Source organism: Streptomyces sp. NPDC014882 (assembly GCF_043081325.1).
Taxonomy (GTDB): Bacteria; Actinomycetota; Actinomycetes; order Streptomycetales; family Streptomycetaceae; genus Streptomyces.
Window position 1 is genome coordinate 85,626 of record NZ_JBIBWL010000007.1, and the last position, 22,919, is coordinate 108,544.

21 protein-coding genes are annotated in these 22,919 nt (G+C 75.6%); 7 read left to right on the top strand and 14 right to left on the bottom strand.

The window, feature by feature from the left end:
• The first annotated feature begins 5 nt into the window (after positions 1-5).
• From ACF09K_RS18135 to tgmB, 3 genes are all read left to right on the top strand, one after another.
• On the top strand, positions 6-287 hold the full coding sequence (locus tag ACF09K_RS18135) for a DUF1232 domain-containing protein (protein WP_392244669.1): 282 nt from the start codon (positions 6-8) through the stop codon (positions 285-287).
• A gap of 213 nt (positions 288-500) precedes the next feature.
• Positions 501-692, top strand: a complete 192-nt coding sequence (tgmA, locus tag ACF09K_RS18140; protein ID WP_392244670.1) for a putative ATP-grasp-modified RiPP — start codon at positions 501-503, stop codon at positions 690-692.
• A gap of 14 nt (positions 693-706) precedes the next feature.
• Positions 707-1,693 carry an ATP-grasp ribosomal peptide maturase gene (tgmB, locus tag ACF09K_RS18145; protein ID WP_392244671.1) on the top strand — a complete coding sequence of 329 codons (987 nt, stop codon included), beginning with the start codon at positions 707-709 and terminating at the stop codon, positions 1,691-1,693.
• 16 nt (positions 1,694-1,709) lie between these two features.
• On the opposite strand, the gene ACF09K_RS18150 is transcribed toward tgmB, so the two are convergent.
• The 11 genes from ACF09K_RS18150 to ACF09K_RS18200 all read right to left on the bottom strand — a co-directional run bounded on the left by ACF09K_RS18150 (position 1,710) and on the right by ACF09K_RS18200 (position 16,412).
• A complete protein-coding gene (locus tag ACF09K_RS18150; RefSeq protein WP_392244673.1) occupies positions 1,710-2,015 on the bottom strand; it encodes a DUF5133 domain-containing protein in 306 nt (101 codons plus the stop codon).
• A gap of 284 nt (positions 2,016-2,299) precedes the next feature.
• Positions 2,300-4,069, bottom strand: coding sequence for an ABC transporter ATP-binding protein (locus ACF09K_RS18155; protein ID WP_392244674.1), 1,770 nt, complete (start codon positions 4,067-4,069; stop codon positions 2,300-2,302).
• A 299-nt stretch (positions 4,070-4,368) separates the two neighbouring features.
• Positions 4,369-5,226 (bottom strand): aldo/keto reductase, encoded by an 858-nt coding sequence (locus tag ACF09K_RS18160; RefSeq protein ID WP_392244676.1) that lies wholly within the window; start codon positions 5,224-5,226, stop codon positions 4,369-4,371.
• Positions 5,227-5,388: 162 nt separating this feature from the next.
• A complete protein-coding gene (locus ACF09K_RS18165) occupies positions 5,389-6,657 on the bottom strand; it encodes an ABC transporter substrate-binding protein (RefSeq protein ID WP_392244678.1) in 1,269 nt (422 codons plus the stop codon).
• Positions 6,654-7,802, bottom strand: a complete 1,149-nt coding sequence (locus ACF09K_RS18170) for a branched-chain amino acid ABC transporter permease (RefSeq protein ID WP_392244680.1) — start codon at positions 7,800-7,802, stop codon at positions 6,654-6,656. Before ACF09K_RS18170 ends, ACF09K_RS18165 begins: the two co-directional genes overlap by 4 nt.
• Positions 7,795-8,691 (bottom strand): branched-chain amino acid ABC transporter permease, encoded by an 897-nt coding sequence (locus ACF09K_RS18175; protein WP_392244682.1) that lies wholly within the window; start codon positions 8,689-8,691, stop codon positions 7,795-7,797. The genes ACF09K_RS18170 and ACF09K_RS18175 overlap by 8 nt, the downstream gene beginning before the upstream one ends.
• A complete protein-coding gene (locus ACF09K_RS18180) occupies positions 8,688-9,635 on the bottom strand; it encodes an ABC transporter ATP-binding protein (protein ID WP_392244684.1) in 948 nt (315 codons plus the stop codon). The genes ACF09K_RS18175 and ACF09K_RS18180 overlap by 4 nt, the downstream gene beginning before the upstream one ends.
• Positions 9,632-10,426: an ABC transporter ATP-binding protein gene (locus ACF09K_RS18185; RefSeq protein ID WP_392244686.1), complete on the bottom strand. Its 795-nt coding sequence runs from the start codon at positions 10,424-10,426 to the stop codon at positions 9,632-9,634. The genes ACF09K_RS18180 and ACF09K_RS18185 overlap by 4 nt, the downstream gene beginning before the upstream one ends.
• Before the next feature lie 714 nt (positions 10,427-11,140).
• Positions 11,141-12,406 carry a PucR family transcriptional regulator gene (locus ACF09K_RS18190; protein ID WP_392244688.1) on the bottom strand — a complete coding sequence of 422 codons (1,266 nt, stop codon included), beginning with the start codon at positions 12,404-12,406 and terminating at the stop codon, positions 11,141-11,143.
• A 143-nt stretch (positions 12,407-12,549) separates the two neighbouring features.
• Positions 12,550-15,240: a LuxR C-terminal-related transcriptional regulator gene (locus ACF09K_RS18195; protein ID WP_392244689.1), complete on the bottom strand. Its 2,691-nt coding sequence runs from the start codon at positions 15,238-15,240 to the stop codon at positions 12,550-12,552.
• A 251-nt stretch (positions 15,241-15,491) separates the two neighbouring features.
• Positions 15,492-16,412 (bottom strand): alpha/beta hydrolase, encoded by a 921-nt coding sequence (locus tag ACF09K_RS18200; RefSeq protein ID WP_392244691.1) that lies wholly within the window; start codon positions 16,410-16,412, stop codon positions 15,492-15,494.
• A 356-nt stretch (positions 16,413-16,768) separates the two neighbouring features.
• Between ACF09K_RS18200 and ACF09K_RS18205 the strand changes: the two genes are divergently transcribed.
• The 3 genes from ACF09K_RS18205 (at position 16,769) to ACF09K_RS18215 (ending at position 19,385) form a co-directional block, all read left to right on the top strand.
• The gene (locus ACF09K_RS18205; RefSeq protein WP_392245088.1) at positions 16,769-18,070 is read left to right on the top strand and encodes a diaminopimelate decarboxylase; all 1,302 of its coding nucleotides are present in this window, start codon (positions 16,769-16,771) and stop codon (positions 18,068-18,070) included.
• 80 nt (positions 18,071-18,150) lie between these two features.
• The gene (locus ACF09K_RS18210; protein WP_392244693.1) at positions 18,151-18,378 is read left to right on the top strand and encodes a hypothetical protein; all 228 of its coding nucleotides are present in this window, start codon (positions 18,151-18,153) and stop codon (positions 18,376-18,378) included.
• A 119-nt stretch (positions 18,379-18,497) separates the two neighbouring features.
• Positions 18,498-19,385 (top strand): Gfo/Idh/MocA family protein, encoded by an 888-nt coding sequence (locus ACF09K_RS18215; RefSeq protein WP_392244694.1) that lies wholly within the window; start codon positions 18,498-18,500, stop codon positions 19,383-19,385.
• A 22-nt stretch (positions 19,386-19,407) separates the two neighbouring features.
• Here the strand turns inward: ACF09K_RS18215 and ACF09K_RS18220 are convergent, their stop codons facing one another.
• Positions 19,408-19,686 carry a GlsB/YeaQ/YmgE family stress response membrane protein gene (locus tag ACF09K_RS18220; protein WP_392245089.1) on the bottom strand — a complete coding sequence of 93 codons (279 nt, stop codon included), beginning with the start codon at positions 19,684-19,686 and terminating at the stop codon, positions 19,408-19,410.
• A 292-nt stretch (positions 19,687-19,978) separates the two neighbouring features.
• Between ACF09K_RS18220 and ACF09K_RS18225 the strand changes: the two genes are divergently transcribed.
• A complete protein-coding gene (locus ACF09K_RS18225) occupies positions 19,979-20,185 on the top strand; it encodes a hypothetical protein (RefSeq protein WP_363090040.1) in 207 nt (68 codons plus the stop codon).
• Between the two features lie 236 nt (positions 20,186-20,421).
• Here ACF09K_RS18225 and ACF09K_RS18230 read toward each other — a convergent pair whose 3' ends face one another.
• Together ACF09K_RS18230 and ACF09K_RS18235 are read right to left on the bottom strand one after the other, a co-directional pair.
• Entirely contained in the window at positions 20,422-20,895 is a 474-nt protein-coding gene (locus tag ACF09K_RS18230) for a DUF5709 domain-containing protein (RefSeq protein WP_392244697.1), read from the bottom strand.
• Between the two features lie 308 nt (positions 20,896-21,203).
• Complete coding sequence (locus ACF09K_RS18235) at positions 21,204-22,697, bottom strand: hypothetical protein (RefSeq protein WP_392244699.1); 1,494 nt, start codon at positions 22,695-22,697, stop codon at positions 21,204-21,206.
• Positions 22,698-22,919: the final 222 nt, after the last annotated feature.

Consider the following 22,919-nt stretch of genomic DNA (forward strand, 5'->3'; position numbering starts at 1 on the left):
GGCCCGTGGATGCGACCACCACGCTCGTCGCCGTCGCCGCGGTAGTGGCGGTGGCGCTGTTCGCCGTGGCCGCCACCGTCATGGTGCGGCTGGTCCGGGCCCGGCGCGGCCTGCGGCAGGCGGGCCTGCCGACCGGACCGCGCTGGGTGTTCTGGGGCGCTGTCGCCTACTTCGTCCTCCCGGCCGACCTGCTGCCCGACCCGGTCTACCTCGACGACATCGGCGTCCTGCTCCTCGCCCTGCGCTCGCTGCGCCGCTCCCCCGACCACGCGGACCTCACCGACTGACCGCTCGGGAAGACGTTTTCACCCCGCACGAGGCTCATCGCCCCTGCTCAGCTCCCTGTGCCCGGCCCGACCCGGCGATGATCACGGAGAGTGAGGAAACCAACCATCCGTTCGATTCGTATAAGTGACTGAAGGTGGCACCACAGCAGCGGGCCCGAGTGACGTCGCACGGCGGCACCGCTTGATCGACGCAGTACCGACGAGGGAGAGACGATGCAACCGTTCGCGCTCAACTACGCACGCCCGGCGGCGGAGTTGGAGTTCACCGCTCCGTACGCCTATGACCAAGGAATGCAGTTGAACGTGCTCCTCGACGGCCGGATCGCCGCCCGCGACCACGCCCTGCTGAGAGAGCTCGGGACGACGACCTCCACAGCCGGCTCCAAGACGCACTTCGACGACTGAGCGCGGCGGCCGAGATGACCGTGCTCATCCTCACCACCGAAGAGGACGTCACGGCGGACATGGTGGTCGTGCACCTGAACGCCGCCGGCGTTCCCGTCGTACGGCTCGATCCCGCCGACCTGACCGGTTCCGTCGCGCTCTCCGGGGAGTACGTGCACGGTGTCTTCCGGGGCCATCTGTCGTCCGCGGGACGGCTGGTGGGCATCGACTCGCTGCGCTCGGTGTGGGTCCGCCGGCCCGGCGCGGCGGCGGCCCGCGCCCCCGAGCCGTCCGCGTGGCTCACCGAGGAGGCCTCGCAGGCGCTGTACGGGATGCTGCGCGGCGGCGCGGCGCGCTGGATGAACCATCCGGACGCGTCCCGGCGGGCCCGGCACAAGCCGTGGCAGCTGCGGCTGGCCCAGCGCAGCGGGCTGCCCGTGCCGGCCACGCTCATCACGACGTTCCCGCAGGCGGCGCGGGACTTCGCCGAGCGGTACCCCGACCTGGTGGTCAAACCGGTGTCCGGGGCCCATCCGCAGGACCCGCCCCGGGCGGTGCCCACCACCCGGGTCCCGCCCGGCACCGACTTCGCCGCCGTCGCCTACGGCCCGACACTGCTGCAACGGCGGGTCGCCAAGCGGGCCGACATCCGGCTGACGGCGGTGGGCGACCGGCTGCTGGCCGCCCGCAAGGCGGCCTGCGCCGACGGCGACCCGGAGGTGGTGGACGTGCGCTTCGCGCCGTCCACCGCGCCGTGGCGCCCGGTCGACGTCCCGCCGCGCCTGGCCGAGGCCGTGCGGACGTATCTGCGCGAGGCGGAACTGGCCTACGGCGCCTTCGACTTCGCGGAGGACGCGGACGGCACGTGGTGGTTCCTGGAGTGCAACCAGGCGGGTCAGTTCGGCTTCGTCGAGGTCGAGACCGGCCAGCCGATCGCCCGTACCATCGCGGGGTGGCTGGCCGGGACTCCCCCGCGAGGGCCGGCCCGGCACGCGGACCGCTGTGGTTCGGCGGTGCCGTGAGCCGGGCCGGGGGGCCTCAGACCGCCAGGGACAGGCCGCTCTCCTCGTCCCGCTCACCGTCCCTCGCCGTCCCGTCCTGCACCAGGTCCTTCTCCTGCTTCGGCAGCCGGGCCGCCGGCGGGTGCACCTCGGCGGCGAGCAGGGCGTCCGCGGCGGCGACCGCCTCACGGACGTCGGACGTGGCCATGAGGACGCACAGCGTGTAGGTGACGTCCTCCAACTCGCGGGCCGTCTGCGGCGTCTCGCGCTCCGCCTGAGCGATCCTCAGCGTCGCGTAGCGGGTGAGCAGCGTCCTGACGGTCTTCGGGTCCGGAACGATCACGAGCGCCCCTTTCTCCAGGTGTGGTGGGCTCCGTGTGCCCGGACCCGGGCGATTCATGCACGGGTGGGGCGCGCGTCACCCTCCGGGGGCACGGTTTTCGCCACTTGGCTCAGGAGGCCGCACCCGTACCCGTACCCGCACCCGCGTCACGGGGCACGGGGCACGGGGCACGGGTGCGGGCTCCGAGACCCGGGGCTCTGTCGTCACGATCCCGGATCCCGGATCCCGGATCCCGGATCCCGTCGTCACGATCCCGTGCCACCCCGGAGGGCGGCCCCGTCGCGTCAGGCCACCTGCCCGCTGTGCAGGGCCGCGTAGGCGCCGCCCCGGCGCAGGAGTTCCTCGTGCGTGCCGGTCTCCAGGATCCGCCCCTCCCCCATGACCACGATCCGGTCGGCGCCGCGCACCGTGGACAGGCGGTGCGCCACCACGAAGGTGGTGCGTCCGTGCAGCAGCCGGGCGAGCGCCTGTTGGACCAGGGCCTCCGAGCGGGTGTCGAGCGCGGACGTGGCCTCGTCCAGGATGAGCACCTTGGGGTCCCGGATCAGCGCGCGGGCGATCGCCAGCCGCTGCTTCTGTCCTCCCGACAGGCGTGCCCCCCGCTCACCGACGAGGGTGTCGAGTCCCTGGGGCAACCGGTCGACGAACTCGAGGGCGTTGGCGGCGCGCAGGGCGGCGCGGACCGCTTCCTCGTCGGCCTCGTCCTCCATGCCGTAGGCGACGTTCTCGCGGACGGTGCCGTCGAAGAGGATCGACTCCTGCGGGACCACGGAGACGAACCGCCGGTAGGTGCGAAGGTCGAGGGTGTTCATGTCGGTGCCGTCCAGCAGGAGCCGGCCCGAGGTCGGCCGGATGAAGCCGATGACGAGGTTGAGGACGGTCGACTTGCCCGCGCCGGAGGCGCCGACCAGCGCGACGGTCTCGCCCGGCGCCACGGACAGGGTGAAGTCGCGCACCGAGGGTCGGCCGCCCTCGTAGGCGTGTCCGACGTCCTCGAAGTCCACCGCGCCGTGCAGCGCGGTCAGTTCGGCCTTGCCCTCGTTGTCCTCCAGTTCGGGCGCCTGGAGGACCTCGCCGACCGAACGGACCGACTCCAGGCCCTTGGTGATGACCGGCGCCAGACCGGTCAGCGTGGTCGTGGAGTTGGTCAGGGTGGTGAGGAAGGCGCTGAGCATGACGACGTCACCGGGGGTGACGCCCCAGACCTCGTAGTACGACACGAGGGCCGCGCCCGTCAGGACCAGTACGCCGACCACGTTGAGGACGACCCAGGAGATCGAGCCGAAGCGGCCGTTGACCAGGTCGAGGCGCATCCCGGAGGTGAGCAGGCGGCGCAGGGTGCCGTCCATGCGGGTGATCGCCTTGCCCTCCAGGCCGTGGGCGCGGGTGACCGGTATCAGCCGGGTCATCTCGGTGACGCGTGAGGAGAGGGCCTCCACCTCGTGGCGGAAGTGCTCGTTGTGGGTGCGCAGCCGGGAGCGCAGGCGGGCCACGACGAACGCGGCGACGGGCACCACGATCAGGAAGACGGGCACGAACTCGGGGGTGCGGACGGCGATGATGACGAGGCCGCCGGTGAGCACGGTGATCGCGCCGAGCCCGTTCTCCGCCGTCTGCTGCACCATCTGCTCGACGGCCTCGACGTCCCGGACGACCTTGGCCTGGAGCACTCCGGCGCTGACCCGTGAGTGGTAGCCGATGGACAACTGCTGCATGCGGGTGCACAGCGCGGAGCGCAGGGTGGTGCCCATGCGGCGGACGCTGCCGTACAGGAGGCGGACGTAGAGCAGGTGGAGCGGGTAGTTGACGATCAGGATGAAGAGGATGACGCCGGTGCTGGTCCACAGGCGGCCGATGGGCTGGTGCTCGACGACGGTGTCGATGATGGACGCGGTGACGAGCGGCAGCAGCCAGATGGGGCTGTGTTTGACGGTGAAGACGACGACCGCGCCGGCCAGCCGGTGCCGGTCGGCGCGGAAGAGGTAGGCGAGCGTGCGGATCGGGTGCTCGTCGCGGTAGCGGTGGTCGAGGGGTCTGTCGAGCGACGACGCCATCGGCGGTGGTCCTCCCCGGGTACGGGATGCGGATGCGGGAATCGGGTGGGGTGTGCGGGTCCCGAGCGTAGGGCAAGCGCTTTCTATCCCGGTCGACGGGATCGCATCCGGCGACGTGGCCCGGGGGTGCGTCCCTGCGGTCCGCCCCCAGGGCACATACCGGGGGCACGTCCCGGCGGCCCGTCCCGGAGTGTGCCCCGACGGCCCGTCCCGGGGCGTGCCCCCCGTTCCCGCCTCTCCGTGGCGCGCCCGGTCGGGCCGCGGCGGCGTGCCGGGTCAGGCCGCCGTGGCGCGCCCGGTCAGGCCGCGTCCAGCTCCGCCAGTTCCTCCGCCGTGAGGACCAGCTCGGCCGCCGCGGCCGAGTCGCGGATCGTCTCCGGGCGGCTGGCGCCCGGAATGGGCACCACCACCGGCGACTTGGCGAGCATCCAGGCCAGGCACACCCGCTGCGGGCTCACCCCGTGCCGCTCGGCGATCCGGGCGAACGGCGCGTGGGCGGAACCGAGTTCACCGGCGCGGGAGATGCCGCCCAGCGGGCTCCAGGGCAGGAAGGCGATGCCCAGTTCGTCGCACAGGCGCAGTTCGGGCTCGCTGGAGCGGAAGGCCGGCGAGAACTGGTTCTGCACGGAGACCAGCCGGCCGCCCAGGATGTCGTTCGCCAGCGTGATCCGGTCGGGGTCGGCGTTGGAGATGCCGGCCGCGAGGATCTTTCCCTCGTCGAGCAGTTCGCGCACCGCGCCGACCGAGTCCGCGTACGGGACGCGCGGGTCGGGCCGGTGGAACTGGTAGAGGCCGATCGCCTCCACGCCGAGCCGGCGCAGCGAGGCCTCGCAGGCCTCCTTGAGGTGCCGGGGGCTGCCGTCGAGGGTCCAGCCGCCGTCGCCGGGGCGCAGGTGGCCGCCCTTCGTGGCGACCAGGACGTCGGCGCCCCGGTCGTGCGAGGCGAGGGCCTTGGCGACGAGGGTCTCGTTGTGGCCGACCTCGTCGGCGTGCAGGTGGTAGGCGTCCGCGGTGTCGATCAGGGTGACGCCGGCGTCCAGCGCGGCGTGCACGGTGGCGAGGGAGCGCGCCTCGTCGGGGCGGCCCTCGATCGACATGGGCATGGCTCCCAGCCCGATCGCGCTGACCTCGACGTCACCGATGCGGCGGGTGTGCATGGCTCGTGACCTCTCTCGACGGTGGGGCGTGACGAAGTCCGGTGCACCGGAAGGTGAGCGCGGTGCACCGGACGCGTTCCAGCCTGGCCCCGGCGGGCCTCGGAGGTCCAATGGAAGAAAGCGAACGCATTCAGCAGCGGGGCCGCTGAATGCGGGCCCGGTTCAGGACTTCGACGTCAGGTACTCCTCCACCCCCGGCGCCCGGTGCGCGTCCTCGACGCCCACCACGCCGCCGGCCGCCTTCGCGTCCGGCTTCAGTACGTACGTCGACAGCGCGGCGGGCCGGTCGACGGCGGTGAAGTCCTGCGGGCTGCCGAGGCCGGTGTCGACGTTCTTCTGCGAACGGTGCGCCTTCACGACGTCCTCGCGGGCGAGACTTCCGCCCTCGCAGGCCTTCTTCAGGTCGGCGCCGAGGAGCTGGGCCGCGTTGTAGCCGGAGAGCGCCCCGGAGTCGACCGGGGAGGCCGGGTACTTCGCGGTGTAGGCGGTGGCCATCTTCTTGACGCCGGGGATGTCGGAACTGACGGCCGGGGCGCCGCTGACGATGCTCAGCATGGCCGTCAGGGCCGGCGCGGCGGGGGTCTTCATCAGCTGCGGGGCGAAGCCCGGCGCGCTGCTGACGACGGGGACGCGCAGGCCGCGGGAGGCGGCGACACCGACCAGGGAGGCCGTCTGGGCGGGCCCGGCGCTGATCAGGATCGCCTTCACGCCCTCCTTCTTCAGCGCCGTCACCTGGGCGGAGAGGTCGGTGTCCGTCGCCTTGATCTTCTGGCCCGCGATCTTCAGCCCGGCCTTGCGGGCCGCCCAGATGGAACCCTGGAGCGCGTTGGAGCCGTAGTCGCCCTCGAAGTAGACGTGCCCGATCGTGTCGCCCTCGGCCAGGCCCTTGGTGCGGGTGAGGAAGTCGACCGCGGCGATCATGTCGAGGTCGTACGTGGTGGCCATGACCTGGACGGAGTCCTTGCCGAGCAGGGAGGCGGCCCAGGCCTGGGGGTAGGTGAGCAGGTGGTCGCGCTCGATGTCGTCGAGGAGGGCCGCGACCACCGGGGAGCCGATGACCTGGGGCAGGGCGACGACGTCCGGGGAGATGTCGGCGTAGGCGGTGACGGCCTTCTGGACGTCGTAGCCGTGGTCCTTGACGACGATCTCGACCTTGCGGCCGCAGATGCCGCCCTTGGCGTTGGTCTCGTCGGCCCACATCTGCTGGGCCTGCACGATGGACTTGCCGAGGGTGGCGTAGGGGCCGGTGAGGTCGGTGAGGGCGCCCAGTCTGATGGCCTTGTCGGTCACTCCGGGGCCGGCCTTGACGCCGTCGGCGCCGTCGGAGGTGGTGCCGCCGTCCGCTTTGGAGCTACAGCCGGTGGCCGCGATCAGCAGGGCAGCCAGTGCCGCGGTGAGGGCGGTGCCGCGGGTGCGGTGCTTGGGGTTCACGGGGTGTGCTCCTTGGCTCGTGCCGGTGTGGCGGGTGAGGCGGGTGTGGCGTCGGTGGTGGTCGGCGGGGGTGCGGAGGGCGTCCGGTCGGGTGAGCGGGCGGACCGCAGGCGGGCGCGTGCGCGACGGGTCAGGCCGTGCAGGCCGTCGGGGGCGTACAGGAGGATGACGACGATCGCGGCGCCGTAGAGGTAGCGGGCGGCCTCGGTGGGGCCGACGGCGCCCTCGCCGCCGGTGCCGGGGGCGGCGACCAGCGGGAGCTGGTCGGCGTACCGGGTCATCAGCAGGGGCAGCGCGGTGACGAAGAAGGCTCCCGCGGTGGCTCCGGCGACGGAACCGAGACCACCGATGACGATCATGGCGAGGTAGTCGACGGAGAGGGCCAGGCCGAAGTAGTCGGGCACCACCCGGCGGAAGGAGAGGGCCAGCAGGACCCCGGCCAGGCCGGCGTACATCGACGACACGACGAAGGCGGCCGAGCGGTAGCGGGCGACGTTCACGCCCATGACGGCCGCCGCGGTCTCGCTGTCGCGGACGGCCGCGAGGGCCCGGCCGGGGCGGCCGCGCAGCAGTCCGCGCGCGGTGAACCAGGTGAGGGCGAACAGGGCGAGGCCGAGGTACCAGAGGCGTTCCTCGGCACCGAACGGCACACCCAGCACCGTGAGTTCGGGGTCGTCGGCGGTGAAGCCGAAGCCGCCGAGGGTGAGCGGGGGCACCGAGCGGCCGTTGAAGCCGCCGGTGACGGAGTCGGCGGTGAGCAGCAGGTGGTGGCCGAGGAAGACCAGCGCGAGGGTGGCGATGCCCAGGTAGATGCCGCGCACCCGCCCGGCGACGGGGCTGAACAGGCCGCCCGCCGCCCCGGCCAGCAGCACGGCGAGGACGGCGGCGAGCGCCGGGGGCAGGGCCGGGCCGGGGTCGCCGGCCAGCCAGGTGTAGCCGTAGGCCCCCACGGCGAGGAAGAAGGCGTGGCCGAGGGAGAGTTGGCCGGCGGTGCCGCTGAGCAGGCCGAGGCCGACGGCGCCGATGGCGGCGGCCAGCGAGAACAGGCCGATGCGCAGCCAGAAGGCGTCGAGGTAGAAGGGCAGGGCGCACAGCACGAGGGCGGGCAGCAGCAGCCTGGCCCACTTCGGGACGAGTTCAGACACGGACCGCTCCCTTCGCGCCGAACAGACCGGTGGGCCGCACCAGCAGGACGACCACCATCACGGCGTAGGGGGCGACGTCGCCGAACCCCTCGCCGAGGACGTGCAGTTCGGACTGGTAGCCGGCCACGAGGGCCTCGGTCAGGCCGATCAGCAGACTGCCCGCGAGGGCGCCGGGCGGTGAGGCCATGCCGCCGAGGATGGCCGCGGGGAAGGCCTTGAGGGCGATCTGGCCGGTGGTGCGCTCCAGGCCCGGCGCCGGGAAGGCGGCGAGGAACACGGCGGCGAGCGCGGCGAGCGCGCCGGCCAGGCACCAGGCGAGCATGCGGACCCGGCTCAGCCGTACGCCCATCAGGGCGGCGGCCTCGACGTCCTCGGCCGCCGCGCGCAGGGACAGGCCCCAGGGCGTGTACCGGAAGAGGGCGAAGACGGCGGCGATGACGACGGCGGAGACGGCGATGGCGGCGAGCCGGCTGTCGGCGACGGTCACCGGGCCGAGGCCGGTCACCGCGTCGCCCCACGGGTCGCCGAGGGTGAGGAGGTCGCCGCCGATGCGCCGGGCCAGGTCGGTCACCAGCACGATGTCCACGCCGATGGTGACGATGGTCTGCACGTGGGCGGCCTTGGGGTCCGGGTCGCCGCGTTGCAGCAGCAGCCGGTCGACGGCGCCGGCCACGGCCGCGGTCGCCAGGACGGCCACCGCGAGGGCCCCGGCGAAGCCGAGGTCGTCGTGGAGGACGGCGACGAGGTAGCCGCCGAGCAGGAGCAGCGAGCCGTGGGCGAAGTTGAGGACGCCGGAGGCCTTGAAGATGACCACGAAGCCGAGGGCGACGAGGGCGTAGACGGCGCCGAGGGCGAGTCCGTTGAGGAGGGTGTCGAGGAGGGTGGTCACTGAGCGTTCTCCCCGGGGGGTTCGGTCACGGCGGTCTCTTCATGGGGCTCGGTCGCGTCGGCCGCGTTTGTCGTGTGGGTCGTGTCGGTCGTGTCGGTCTCGTCGGGGGCGCCGGTCTCGTCGGGGGCGCCGGTGCCCAGGTAGGCGCGCAGCACCTCGGGGTGGCGGCGGATCTCCTCGGGGGTGCCGTGGGCGAGCCGGCGGCCGAAGTCGAGGACGGTGACCTCGTCGGCGAGGCGCATGACCAGGCCCATGTCGTGCTCCACGAGGACGACGGACAGGCCGAGCCGTTCCCGGACCGTGCGGACGACGTCGGCCGTGGCGGCGCGTTCGGCGCCGTTCATCCCGGCCACCGGTTCGTCGAGGAGCAGCACGCGTGGCTCCAGGCAGAGCGCGCGGGCGAGTTCGACGCGTTTGCGGTCGCCGTACGACAGCAGGGCCACCGGGGTGTCGACGTGGGCGGCGAGGCCGGTGAGTTCGGCGATCTCGTGGACCCGGTCCAGGTGGGCCCGCTGTTCGCGCACGGCGCTCGGCAGGCGCAGGGCGCTGGCGGCGAAGCCGGCGCGGGACAGGGCGTGACGGCCGAGCATGAGGTTGTCGGCGACCGTGCCCTCGGTCGTGACGATGTTCTGGAAGGTGCGGGCCACGCCGAGCGCGGCGATCCGGTGCGGGGCGAGGCCCGTCAGATCGGTGTCGCCGAGCAGGACCTGGCCGGCTGCCGGGCGGCACAGGCCCGACAGGACGTTGAAGCAGGTGGACTTGCCCGCGCCGTTGGGTCCGATCAGGGCGTGCACCGAGCCCGGGGCCACGGTGAAGGAGACCGTGTCGAGGGCGGTGAGGCCGGCGAAGCGGACGGTGACGTCACGGACGTGGAGCGCGGGCGGTGCGGCCGGGGCGCCGGCGGTGGCGCGGGCGGCCGTACGGCCGGTGGTGCGGAGGTTCACGCGGCCCCCTGCTCGCCGGCCGGTTCGTCGGCGCTCTCGCCGAGGTAGAGGCGGCGTACGGCGTCCGTGCGGGCGAGTTCGTCGGCGGGGCCGGAGAGCCGGATCTCGCCCACCTCGAGGACGTGTGCGTGGTCGGCGAGGGACAGGGCCATGCCGGCGTTCTGCTCGACCAGCAGCACGGCGGTGCCCTGCTCGTTGATCTCGCGGACGACCTCGGAGATGCGGAACACCATCCGCGGGGCGAGGCCGAGGGACGGCTCGTCGAGCAGGAGCAGGCGGGGGGCGGCCATCAGGGCGCGGCCGATGGCGAGCATCTGCTGCTCGCCCCCGGACAGCAGGCCGGCCGCCTGCCGGCTGCGTTCGGCGAGGACGGGGAAGAGGCCGTACACGCGGTCGCGGGACTCCTGGACCAGCGCGGGAGCGCGCCGGCCGAGCCCGAGGCCGCCGGCGCGCAGGTTCTCCTCGACGGTGAGGCCGGCGAAGACCCGTCTGCCCTCGGGGACCTGGACGACTCCGGCCCGGACCGCGGCGACCGGGTCGCGTCCGTCGAGTTCCGTGTCGCCGTAGCGGACGCGGCCCGCGGTGACGGTGCCGCGGTGCAGGCGCAGGGTGCCCGAGACGGCCCTCAGCAGCGTGGTCTTGCCGGCGCCGTTCGCGCCGAGCAGCGCGACGACCGCGCCGTGCGGAACGGTCAGGGACACGGAACGCAGGGCTGACAGGGCCCGCCCGTACATGACGTCGAGCCCCTCGACGTGCAGCGCGGGCGGATCCTGCGGTGGTGCTTCGGGCATCGCGGCTCCTCGGGTCCGTGCCGGCCGGTCACGGCACTTCGGGGGACGGGGGCGCTCACCACAACACGGGGCCGAGGCGCCGGTACAGGCACGGGGACGGGGTCGCTGCGCGGGCCCAGTGCGGGGGGCGGGGGCTTGTGCGGGTGCCCAGGCGGGGAACGCGCGCCGTCGCGGCGGCGGGCGGGGGCGCGCGGGCACGGGCACGGGCGCCGCGGCGGTGCGGCCCGTATCGCCGTACCGCCCCGCCGCGGCGCCCGTCACGGGCCGGTCCGGGCCGCCGGAACCGGGGTGGCCCCGATGACATCCGCCGGACGGGGGAGACCGCGGCCCGGCCGGGAGGAACCGGCCGAACCCGCCTCGGCCCGCCCGGGGCGGGGGCCCGGGCGCGGGGACCCGGGCGCGGGCAGACGCAGGACCCGGCCGGGCTCGGAGCCCCGGGGACGCGGGCAGAGCTGGGGGCCCGGGGACGCGGGCAGAGCTGGGGAGCTGGGCGCGGGCAGAACCGGAGACGCAGAGCCCCGAAGGCGCGGGCACACCCGAGGATGCAGAGCCCCGGAAACCCGGGCGCGGGCAGACCGGGAGACCCGGAGCCCTCGGAGACGCGGGCAGACGGCGGAGACCCGGGCGCGGGCACACCCGGAGCCCCGGAGCCCCGGACACGCGGGCAGGCGCGGAGACCCGCACCGCCCGTGCCCGCCTCCCCCGCGGTGTCCGTCAGCGGGCCGGCCGGGTCGCCAGGGCGAGGGTGATCTCCACGACGTCCGTCGGGCGGGAGAGGCTGCGGCCGGTGAGCTGTTCGTAGCGGCGGAGGCGGTTGAGGACGGTGTTGCGGTGGCAGTAGAGGCGTTCGCCCGCCCGCTGGGCGGAGCCGTCGCAGGCCAGCCAGGTGGCGAGGGTGTCCAGGAGGACGGCCGCGTCGGCCGGTTCCAGGGCTCGCAGGGGACCGAACACCCGGTCGGCGAGGGCGGCGGCGAGGTCGGGCGCGGAGATCACCAGGGCCGCGGGGAGGTGTTCGGTCAGGCGTACCGTGCCGCCGGTCCCCGGGCACATGCGCAGCGCGGTGTCCGCGAGCCGGCGGGCGTCGCCGACGGCGGCCAGGCCCGACACGGCCGTACCGACGCCGACGCGCGCGCCCGAGGGCGGGCCGCCGTCGATCGCCGTCCCGTCCCGGCCGTCGCCGAGCAGGACGATGCCGTAGTCCACCTCGACCCCGGTGTGCCAGTGCACACGCGCGCCGCGTCCCACCGCGGCACGGGCACCGGCCGCCTCGGCCGGGGAGCCGCCGGACACCGCGACGACGACGTAGCGGCCCTGCTCGGGCAGGTCCAGGGCCTGTGCGGCCTCGGGGAGGTCGGCGATGCGGCTGGTGCCCTCCAGGAGGGCGGCGGCGAGCAGCCGCAGCCGGTTCTCGCGCCGCCAGGCGAGCTGGCGTTCGACCTGCCGGTAGGCGTCCGCGACGAGCGTGCAGTGTTCGTCGACGAAGTTCCACACGTCGGTGGCGACGTGCACGAGGAGGCGTACGTCCTCGGGGGCGGCGCGGGAGGTCTCCTCGACCAGGCCCTGCCAGACCAGGGAGCCGCCGAGCCGGAAGGCGTGCAGCAGGGCGTCCAGGGGCAGGCCCTGCTCGGCCCGGGTGGCGCCGATCTTCCAGGAGCAGCGGCGGGCCGCGTCCCGGTTGCCGCGCGGGTCGAGGAGCGAGTTCACGCTGTGCCGCAGGGAGCGGTGGATCTCCTGCCAGGTGGCGGCGGGGTCGCTGTCCACGGCGGTGCGGTAGGCGGGCTCCTGCTCCTGGAGCGTGGCGACGAGCCGGTCGGTGAGGTCGGGCAGGTCGTCGAGGAGCACCCGCGCGGCGCGGTGCAGGACGCGCAGGGCGTCGGCGTCGATCAGCGACCGGACGCGCGGCCGCGGCCGCGGGCCCGGTCCGGCGGGCCCTGCCGGTGCCGGGCGCACCGCAATCCGTGGCCGAAGGGCGTGGTGCATCGCGGTCCTCCCCCAGGGGTCGGTGACCCGGCGGCTCCCGCGCGGGGTGCCCCGTCCGGCTCCGGGCCGGTCACGGGGGTCCGCGCGGGTCCCGCCGGCTGGCGGGTCCTGCCCCGAAGGATGACATACCGTCCGGTCGGTCCCTAGGGGTGTGCACCGGTCTTTTCCGCCTGCTCGACGAGTCGGGCCAGTTCCAGCCGGGATCGCACACCGAGGGTGGCGAACACCTTCCGCAGGTGGTAGTCGACGGTGCGGGTGCTCACGGACAGCGTCAGCGCGACCTCCCGGTTGGTCGCGCCCTCGGCGACGCGGCGGGCGATGCGCAGCTGCTGCGGGGTCAGCCCCGCCAGGTCGGCGGACCCGTGCGGGCGCGGTCCGCCGGCCGCGGCGCCGTTGGCGCGCAGCTCGTCACGGGTCTGTTCGGCCCAGGCGCGGGCACCGCACCGTTCGAAGCCGACGAGGGCAGCGCCGAGCCGGTCGCGGGCCTCGCGCAGGCGGCGCCGGCGGCGCAGCCACTTGCCGTGGAGGAGTTCGGTGCGGGCCCGCTCGAAGTCGCCGCCGGCCGATTCGTGCAGGTCGAGGGCGTGCCGGTAGAGGGCGTCGGCCCGGTCCTGCGGGGCCAGCAGGGCGCGACAGCGCAGGAGTTGGGCGGGGGCCTGGGGGTCGGCGCCGAAGACCGCCCAGCGGGCGAACTCCTCGACGACGCTCCGGGCGCCCTCGGGCTGTCCGGCGGAGACGGCGGCCTCCACGTAGCAGGGGACGGCGAGCATCCACAGCGCGAAGTGCCCGCGCCGGGTGCCCGGCCGCACGAGGGGGCCGAGCCGGTCCGCGGCCTCCTGGGGCCGGCCGCGCCCCAGGTCGGCGCGGGCCGCCGCCCACTCCGCGAGCGTCGCCGCCTGGGCGAGGCCGTGCCGGCGGGCGGTGCCGAGCGCGGCCGCCACGTGCCCGGCGACCCGTTCGGTCTCCCCCTCGATCGAGGCGGCCAGCGCCAGTACGGCGTGCTGGTGGGCGGCCGTGTTGCGCTGCCCGGCCCGGTGCGCGGCGCGCAGTCCCTCCTCGGCGTGGGTGCGGGCGAGCGCGTGCCGTCCGGCGCGCAGTTCAGCGTAGGCGAGGTACTCCCGCGCGCGGGGCACGGCCGCGACGGTGTCCAGGGTGCGGGCGGCGGCCAGGGCCCGCGCGCCCGCCCGGCGGGCGCCGGCGAGGTCGCCGAGCATGAGGGCCGCCGCGGCGGCCCGCAGGCTGTCCTCCGGGTCGCCGGAGCCGTCCGGAGCCGGCACGACCCGCCGCAGCCGGACCGCGGCCTCCTCGAACCGCGCCTCCAGCAGGGCTCGCAGCCCCAGCCGGTAGTCGGCGCGGGGGTCGTCCGGGGCGGGGGCCGAAGCGACCTGTCCGCAGCGTTCGAGTGCGGCGAGGCAGCCCGCCGGGTCGCCCGCCGCCCACGCCGCGTCGCAGGCGGCCAGGGCGGCGGCCACGGCGTCGGCCGGGGAGCGGTCGGCGAGCAGGGAGGTGGCGAGCAGGAGGGAGGCCTGGGCCTCGTCGACGGGTCCGTCGCGCAGCGCCGTCGTGCCGCGCAGGAGTGCGGCCCGGCCGCGTACGCCGACGGACGCGCCCCCGGTCGGGGCCGCGTCGAGGAGCCGCAGCGCCTGGTGGGGACGTCCGCCGAGCAGGGCCTGCCCGGCGGCGGCCGTGTAGCGCTCGGCGCGCCGCGGGCCGTCGTCGCACAGTTCGGCGGCGCGGGTGTACGCGGCGCAGCGCAGCCGACGGGACGGCAGGTCCCCGGCGACCGCCTCCAGTTCGTCGCCGCCCACGGTTCCGGCCCAGGCCCGGTGCAGCATGCTCCGCGGGTCGCCCTCCGCCAGCTCCCGGGCCAGCGCGAGGTGCGCGGCCCGCCGCCGTTCGTCCGGCGCCGCGGCGTACACCGTCCTGCGCAGCAGCCCGCTGTGGAAGCGGACCTCGCCGTCGGCGGCCGCGAGCAGGTCGGGCAGGCCGGGCAGCGGTACGGGGCCGTCGTGCCCGAGGTGGTGGACCGCCCGCAGGACGAGTCCGAGGCCGACGCCCGTGTCCTCGTCGTCGCGGGCGGCGGCCGCCACCGTCAGCAGGAGGTCGCGGTGGCCGGCGGTGAGTCCGTCCAGGTACCCGCCGGCCAGGCCCGTCAGCACCTCGGCGCCGGGCAGCGGGCGCGGCGGCGGGCGGTCCCCGCGCACCTGGGCGGGCGAGAGCCGCCGCACGAGGGCCAGCAGGAGGGCCGGGCTGCCCTCGGCCGCGTCCACGATCGCGTCCCGCACTCCCCCGTCGAGGGTTCCGCCGGTGGCCTCGTCGAGGAGCGCCACCGCCTCGGGCGGGGTGAGCGGGTCCATCCTGACCACCGGCAGCCCGGCGAACTCCGGGGCGGGCGGGCGGTGTCCGGGGACCGTGAGCAGCAGGCGCGCCGCCGCCGTCGTACGGCACAGCTGCCGGGCGGCGTCACCCAGCACGGCGCGGGAGAGGGGGTCCCACAGGTGGGCGTCGTCGACGCACACGAGCAGCGGGACCGGACCGGCGGACAGCGCGTCGAGCAGGGCCGGTCCGGAGCGGCCGGCCGGCGCGTGGCCGGTGACGTCGCCGAGCGCGCGCAGCAGGGTGCGCAGGCCCCCGCCGGGTACGGCCGGCCGGGCGGGGTCCGCCCGTACCCGGACCGCGGGTCCGGCGAAGGCGCGGGCGGCCTGTTCGAGGAACCGGCTGCGGCCGCAGCCCGGTTCGCCCGTGACGACGTGCGCGGCGCCGTCGAGCCGGTCCGCGGGGGCGGCCGCCCGGTGCGGCGCCGGGCCGGGGGTCGTGGTCGTCTGTCCGGTCATCACCGTGACGTTACGCACGCGTAGCGTGAGGCGGAAGTCACACGTTCGTGTGCGCGGCCCCGATTCCGGCCCCCCACCTGGGCGTTCGTGGTGGAGCCCGGTGTGCGGGCTTGTGCCGGTGCCCAACCGCCGCCCGCCCGCGCCGTGATCGTGCACAACGGCGGCGGCGGTCGCGGGCGGGCGCGACCGCCGCCGCCGGCGTCACCGTCGCCGTCGCCGTCGTCGGGCGGCTCGGCGCGGCGTCGGGGAGGTCAGGAGGTGTGCGGGCAGTTGCCCCGGTACTCCTCGATGGTCGAGCTCGGGCTCGGCAGCGGGCACAGGAACTGCTCGTAGCGGGTGTCGTTGTCGATGAACCGCTTCAGCCAGGAGACGCTGTACTTCGCGACCGTGGTGTTCGAGCTGGTCGGGGCGGAGTGGGTGGCGCCGTTCAGCTCCAGGTAGGCGCGGTCCAGGGAGGACGGCAGCGAGGTGTAGAAGGGCTCGGCGTGGCTGGCCACGGGGGCGACGGTGTCGCCGTCGGCGCCGACGATCAGGGTGGGCGTGCCGACCTCCGGCCACGTCTTGTCGGTGTTCCACGGCGTCAGCGGGATGGCCGCCTGGAGGGAGGGCCGGCTCTTGGCGGCCTCGAGGCTGCCGCCGCCGCCCATCGAGTGGCCCATCACGCCGAGCCGGGTGGCGTCGACACGGGTCCGGACCGCGCTGCGGCCGGTGAGGTAGTCCAGGGCCGCGAGCAACTGCTTGCCGCGCGAGGCGGGTTGGTCCAGCGTCGAGGTGGTGTCGATGGTGAAGACGACGAAGCCCTGGGAGGCGAGCCGCGGGCCCAGCCAGGAGACGGAGGACTGGGTGGCGGTGAAGCCGGGCGAGACGGCGACCGCGCCGAAGGTGCCGTCGGCGGTGCTGGTGGGGTAGTAGATCGTGCCCCCGCCGAAGCCGGTGACGGCGGAGGAGGCGACGGCGGTCTGCGAGACGGCGTACGGGCCCCGTGCCGCCTCGATGCTCGACGTGGTCGGCGCCGGGCCGCGCTCGTAGGGGTTGTCGGCGGCCTGTGCCGCGGGCTGGCCGAGGGTGGTGAGTCCGACGACCGCGGTGATCGCCGTCACCAGGCCGGCGAACCGGCCTCTTCCGCGGTGGGGGGACCGGTGGGCGGCACCGGTGCGCGCTTGCTGCTGCACGACGAGTCGTCCTCTCTGCCGTGGCGGCCCGCCCTGCCGGGCGGGCCCTCGTGGGGGTTGGCCGTGCCACTCTGGGGGTGATCGCCGCCGGGGGAATCGGCAATGTCGCCGGTCTCGTGCGCCCCGCCCCGCCGCCCGCGGCGTCCTCCGCGGTCGCCGTGCTCCCCCGCGCGGGACGAAGCTGGAGGTGACCGCACCCGCCCGGCACCGAAGGAGGCCCTCCCGTGGTGCTCCCCGCCGACGACGGCCCCCGCCCCCACGACGGCCGCGCGCAGGACGGCCCCGGCCACGGCGCCCGCCCCCTCGACGGGACCCGCCCCACCGGCGCCGACGGCCCGGCCCGCGTCGCGGCCGTCCTGCGCGGGGCCGTCGCCGACGGGCTGATCGGCGAGGACCGGCCGCTGGCCGGCTTCGTCGATGTACGGGGGGTGCGGGGCGGCGTCGCCGCCCTGCACGGGGCGTTCGCGCACGTCCCCGACGTGCTGCACACGTTCGCGGCGAAGGCGTGTGCGCTGGTGCCCGTCCTGCGGCTGCTCGCCGACGCGGGGATGGGCTGCGAGGCGGCGAGCCCGGGCGAGCTGCGGCTGGCGCTGGACGCCGGTTTCGCGCCGGCCCGCATCGTGCTGGACTCGCCCGCGAAGACCCGCGCCGAGATCCGCGAGGCCCTCGCCCTGGGCGTGGCGCTGAACGCCGACAACCTGGCCGAGCTGGAGCGCGTGGACGCCCTGCGCCCGCCCGGCTGCGCCTGTGTCCTCGGGCTGCGGGTGAACCCGCAGGTCGGCGGCGGCACCATCGGCCCGATGAGCACGGCGACGGCGCACTCCAAGTTCGGTGTCGCCCTGCGGGACCCGGGGGCCCGGGAACGCGTCGTCGAGGCGTTCGCGCGTCGCCCGTGGCTGACCCGCCTGCACGCGCACGTGGGGTCGCAGGGCTGCCCCCTGCCGCTGATCGCCGAGGGGGTCGCGGCCCTGCACGACCTCGCCGAGGAGATCGACGCGCGGTCCGGCCGCCGGCAGGTCACCAGCCTCGATCTGGGCGGCGGCCTGCCAGTGAACTTCGACGGCGACACGGTCACCCCCACCTACGCCGACTACGTGTCCGCGCTCACCGCCGTCCGGCCGGCCGTGCTGGACGGCCGCTACCGGCTGGTCACCGAGTTCGGCCGTTCCCTGCTGGCCAAGAACGGCTTCCTCGCGGCCCGCGTCGAGTACGTCAAGGACGCCGGCGGCCGCCGGGTCGCGCTCACCCACGCCGGCGCCCAGGTCGCCACGCGCACGGTGTTCATGCCGCGGGACTGGCCGCTGCGGGTGTCCGTGCACGGCCCGGACGGCACGCCGAAGGACGCGCCGCCGCTGCGCCAGGACGTCACCGGGCCGCTCTGCTTCGCCGGTGACGTCGTGGCGCACGACCGTCCGCTGCCCGAGATCGCCGAGGGCGACCTGGTCGTCCTGCACGACGCGGGCGCCTACTGCTTCTCCGCGCCCTGGGCGTACAACAGCCTGCCCCGGCCGGGGGTGTACGGCTTCACGTCCGGGGGCGGCGGCGTCGGGTTCGTCACGGTGCGGCCGGCGCAGACCCTGCGGGAGGTGTCCGAGGAGAGCGGGCTGGCGCAGGCGGACGCGCTGCTGGGCGGTTTCACACACCCTTCACGCCCCTGACGGCGTTTCGGGGGCGTTCCCAGGCATCAACGGCGCGCACCGGTGCACCCGGAGGGGGTCGCCGGACGAGGAGGGGCGCCGTGCTCTGGATCGCCGTACTGCTGCTGCCGTCGCTGTCCGTCCTGCTGGCGGTCATGGACCGGATGGAGGACCGGGTGCTCGCCCCGGCCCGGCCCAGGCGGCGGCACGCCGGGCACAGGAGGCATCTGCACCTGGTCCGGGACACCTCGCGGAGCACGGGGACGACCGTCCGCAAGGGTGCTCACAAGGCCGCCGGCGAGAGCGCCGCGGGACCCCGCGCCGCCTGACGGCCGGGCCCCGGCCGGCGCGGGCTCCCCGCGGGCTGGGCTCCGACGCCTTCGTGTGCGAGGCTCGCCGTGGACGGCGTCCGGCGTCACCCCGGCCGGCAGCAGGGAGAGTCAGCGGCATGCGCATCGGTCTGCTCGGCACCGGCCCCTGGGCGCGGGCGGTCCACGCGCCCGTCCTGAGCGCGCACGAGGGTCTCGACCTCGTCGGGGTGTGGGGCAGGCGTCCCGCCGCCGCGGGGGAACTGGCGGACCGTCACGGCACCCGGGCCTTCGACGACGTGGACGAACTGTTCGCGGAGGTCGACGCGGTGGCGGTGGCGCTGCCGCCGGACGTGCAGGCGGACCTCGCGGTGCGGGCCGCCGGTGCCGGCCGTCATCTCCTGCTGGACAAGCCCCTCGCCACGACGGTGGCGGGGGCGCGTGAGGTGGTGCGCGCCGTGCGGGAGGCGCGGGTCGCCTCGGTGGTCTTCTTCACCACCCGTTTCCTCCCCGGACCCGAGGCGTGGATCGCCCGGCAGGCGGAGGCGGGTGGCTGGTTCACCGGCCACGCGCAGTGGCTGGGTTCGGTGTTCACCGGCGGGGAGCATCCGTTCGCCACGCCGTGGCGGCGGGAGAAGGGCGCCCTGTGGGACGTCGGCCCGCACGCGTTGTCCGTGCTGCTGCCGGTCCTCGGCGACGTCCGCCGGGTGGCCGCCGCGGCTCCGGGGCCCGGCGACACCGTCCACCTGGTCCTGGACCATCGCGGCGGGGCCTCCAGCACGCTGACGCTGAGCCTGACCGCCCCGTCGGCGGCGGCCGGTGCGGGCGTGGAGGTCCGTGGGGAGGCCGGATCGGCGCGTCTCCCGGAGAGTGCCGCGGACGCCGGGAACGCGCTCGGCCGGGCCGCGGACGCGCTGTGCGCCGCGGCCCGTGACGGGCGTCCGCATCCGTGCGACGCGGCGTTCGGCCTGCGGGTGACCGAGGTCCTCGCCGAGGCCGAGGGGCTGCTGGCCTCCGGATCAGGCTGAGGCCGGGGCCGCGGAGGGCCGGTCAGGCGTGCCGGTGGGTCCGCTTGTTGCCGGTGACGGCGCGGTAGAGGACCAGCAGGATGAGCGAACCGACGATCGCGGCGATCCAGGTCGACAGGTCGAAGAAACCGTCGATCGAGTCCACGCCGAAGATCACCTTGCCGAGCCAGCCGCCGAGCAGACCACCGGCGACGCCGATCAGCATGGTCACGATGATGCCGCCGGGGTCCTTGCCGGGCAGCAGCAGCTTGGCAATGGCACCGGCGAGCAGACCTATCAGAATCCAGGCGATGATGCCCACGGTTCCTCCCATCTCTGTCGGAAAGCGTGTATGCCTTCCGAATGCACGGCGAGGGGGATCGCAAACCTGTCAGTGCGTCGTCGGTCCCCGAAGGCCCCACGCTCCCCTCGCTCCACCGGAACCGGGCCCGCTCAGTTCGCCGTGTCCCCGATGCGATGCACGGGACAGCGGCCGGACGGGACGCGCATCCGGGCCCCCGGGATGCGCACTTCGCTCCCGCGATGAATGGTGTTAGTGGACCCCATGACCGCACCGGGGCCGCAGCAGCCCTCCGGACCGAGGAGCCGTGACCATGCCGACCACCGAGCCCGATCCCTCCCGGCCGCCCTCCGAGCGCGCCACCCCGGACAACCTGCTCCACACCCGCACCGGCACCGAGGTGTCGCCCGAGGACATGGTCCTGGCCACCGGCCGGGACCTCACCCCGCGCAATCTCGAGTGGGCCCGGCGCAAGCTGGAGGCGGAGGGGCCGGACTGCATCGAGAAGATGCTCCCCTGACCCGACCCCGCGGACACCTGCTCCTGCGGACGCCGGGGACGCGCACGCCCGTGCCCGGCGTGCGCGTCCCCGGCGTGCGCGTCCCCGCCCCCGCCGTGCCGAGCGGCGGGGGCGCTCGTGCTCAATACGCCCAGGGGATGTCCGGCACATGGGCGTGGGAGAAGGAGCGGTGTCCGGTGCGTGCGGCCGCAAGGCGCCGGAGCGTCCTCGTGGCGGACGCCCCCTTCAGGCACCCCCTAGGGAAGGTCGTGGTCGTCCACGATGTGCACGGCGGCCTCCTCCGCGCCCGCGGCGCCGCCGTCGATGCCCACGTCCTCGGCGATCTCCTCCTTGGTGGCGTCCGGATGCGCGCCCTCGTCGGGCGCGACCAGACGGCCGGCCCGGTCCTCGCCCGCCTCCGGGTCGACCGGTTCGCCCTCGCCCCGCGGCAGGTCGCCGACGCCGTCCCCGGCGGGCTCGGACACGTCCGGGACCTCCTGCGCCAGGCGCTGGTCGAGGCTCTCCCCCTCGTGCTGCTCGGCCGCGGTGGTGCCGTACTTGGTGACGCCCAGCGGCTTCTCCGGCGGTGAGTAGCCCTCGTCCAGCATGTCGTCGTAGGTGCGTTCGTCGAGCGCGTCCTGGAGGTCGAGCGGCGCCGCGTCCTCCTGCTCCTCGTTGGTGCCGGTGGGCTGGTAGGCGTCGTCGGCGGTCGTCTCGGGCTCCGTGCCCATGGATGCCTCCCGGGGCTGTTGCGGCTGCTCTGTCCCCGTCCGCGTATCCCGTCGCACGCGCCCCAACCGTGCCACCTGCCTCCTTGCCCGTGCCGTGGAGCCGCTCCCCCGCCGCTCCCCGCCGCTCCGCACGGGCGGACCGCACGAGTCGGTGCGGGCACCGGTCAGTACCGGCGGACCGGTGCGCGGCACGAGCCAGTGCCGGTGGGGCGGCCGGACGGCGGGCGTCGGCACGGCGGGCGTGAGCGCCGGCCGCCGGCGGTCGCCGCCGCCCGCGCGGCCGGTCCCGGCGGCGGCCCGCTCGGAGGTCATCGCGCGCCGGTGCCGGGCGGCGGCGCGAGGTGCAGGTCGAGTCCGGCGGACGGACGGGTCCGCCAGCCCCGGGCGTACGGCGGCGGCCGTCCACCGGGCGGGGAGAGGGCGGCGGTGGGGATCCGGCGGGCGGTGCGCGCGATGCCCGCCTCGGTGGTGTTGGCGTCGTGGCCGCGCGGGTTGGCCGAGGAGCAGCCGGCGTAGTAGGCGACCGGGACGGCCTGCGTGCCGGTGACCAGGCAGGGCGGGCGTACGCCGGACCGGTGCAGGTCGGCGGCGGTACGGCTCCAGTCGCGGCGGTCGGCGGCGGTCCGGTCCACGACCCGGTCCAGGACGACGTACTGCACCGCCAGGTGTCCGGCGAGGCCGAGCGCGAGGAGCCCGGTGGCGGCCGGGCGCACCCGGCCGCGCGGCGCGGTGACCAGGTGGGACAGCGCGTCGGCGACCGGGAGGGCGAGCAGCGCGTAGGCGGGCAGCAGGAAGCGCGGGGCGGCGTAACCGATCAGGAAGAGGTACGGCACGGCGGCGGTCGCCGCGCAGGCCAGCGGCAGCAGCGTCGGAGTGGTGCGGCGGGCCCTGACCGCGACGGCGAGGCCGGCGGCGGCCGCCAGGGGCAGCAGGCACCACCAGGCGACGACCACCGGGTCGGGCATCGGGCCGGTGCAGGGGCGGCACAGGGTCCGGCCGACGAGGCTGCGCAGCTGGTCGTCGACGGCGAGGTGCCGGCCGAGGCCGCCCTGGATGCGGGAGGCGTCGGACAGCCGTTGCCCGAGACCGCCGTGGCCGAGGTACGCCTCGGCGATCCACTGGCCGCCGCCGGTGGCGAGGCCCGCCAGGAGGGCGAGGGCCAGGCGGCCGCTCCGGGCCGGGACCAGCAGGACGAGCAGCGGGAGGGTGGTCCAGACGGCGTCGGTGGGACGCATCCAGGCCATGAGGGCGGCACCCGCCGCGACGCCCCACAGGGCCGCCCGGTCGGTGCGGTCGGCGCGGGCCCGAAGGAAGCAGCCGACGCAGGCGAGGGCGCCGATCGCGACCCAGTGGTTGGGCATGGCCGCCGGGCCGTAGAACAGCGTCACCCACAGGGACGCGAACAGGGCGCCCGCGGCGGCCAGGACGCGGGCCGGGAAGAAGGGGAGCCAGACCCGCAGGGCGAGGTGGAGCCCGAGTCCGGACAGCACGGCGAGGTAGACGCGCAGCAGTGCGGTCGAGGTGGACCAGGACGTCACCGGGGCGACCAGCAGGGAGACGCCGCGGGCGCGCGGCGCGCTGAAGAAGGCGGGCGGGGCCTGTGCGGAGATCTGGCTGACGTACACCGTCTCGTCCCAGCCGAGGCCCAGTCCCGGCCCGACGAGGACCAGTTGGGCGACGGTGAAGGCGGCGGCGACGGCCGCGAGCGGCCAGGAGCCCTGCGCCCGCCGGCGTGCTCCGGACACGGTCGCCGGTGTGCCCCGGCGCGCGCCGGCGAGTGTGGCGTTCCTGCCGTCGGCCATGTCCACCCCTTGCCCGTCGCCTGCCCGTGACCGGAAGAACATGGTCAAACTAACGCGCTGGGGCCGGGCACGCGGGGTGATGTACGGCCAGTCGCGCGGACCCGTCGGGCCGGACCCGGCCGTCACGCCCGCCGTCGCCGGAAGGGCGGGCCCCGGCCCGGGTACGTCCCGTACGAGGACCGGGGCCCGGCACTCCCCCGGCCTTCGGCCGGCGGCACCCCC

Excerpts from the sequence above, each read along its gene's own strand:
- ACF09K_RS18235 (WP_392244699.1), bottom strand. The coding sequence starts at position 22,697 with ATGGCCGACGGCAGGAACGCCACACTCGCCGGCGCGCGCCGGGGCACA.
- ACF09K_RS18155 (WP_392244674.1), bottom strand. The coding sequence starts at position 4,069 with ATGGCGTCGTCGCTCGACAGACCCCTCGACCACCGCTACCGCGACGAG.
- ACF09K_RS18225 (WP_363090040.1), top strand. The coding sequence starts at position 19,979 with ATGCCGACCACCGAGCCCGATCCCTCCCGGCCGCCCTCCGAGCGCGCC.
- ACF09K_RS18190 (WP_392244688.1), bottom strand. The coding sequence starts at position 12,406 with ATGCACCACGCCCTTCGGCCACGGATTGCGGTGCGCCCGGCACCGGCA.
- ACF09K_RS18215 (WP_392244694.1), top strand. The coding sequence starts at position 18,498 with ATGCGCATCGGTCTGCTCGGCACCGGCCCCTGGGCGCGGGCGGTCCAC.
- ACF09K_RS18185 (WP_392244686.1), bottom strand. The coding sequence starts at position 10,426 with ATGCCCGAAGCACCACCGCAGGATCCGCCCGCGCTGCACGTCGAGGGG.
- ACF09K_RS18230 (WP_392244697.1), bottom strand. The coding sequence starts at position 20,895 with ATGGGCACGGAGCCCGAGACGACCGCCGACGACGCCTACCAGCCCACC.
- tgmB (WP_392244671.1), top strand. The coding sequence starts at position 707 with ATGACCGTGCTCATCCTCACCACCGAAGAGGACGTCACGGCGGACATG.
- tgmA (WP_392244670.1), top strand. The coding sequence starts at position 501 with ATGCAACCGTTCGCGCTCAACTACGCACGCCCGGCGGCGGAGTTGGAG.
- ACF09K_RS18195 (WP_392244689.1), bottom strand. The coding sequence starts at position 15,240 with ATGACCGGACAGACGACCACGACCCCCGGCCCGGCGCCGCACCGGGCG.
- ACF09K_RS18160 (WP_392244676.1), bottom strand. The coding sequence starts at position 5,226 with ATGCACACCCGCCGCATCGGTGACGTCGAGGTCAGCGCGATCGGGCTG.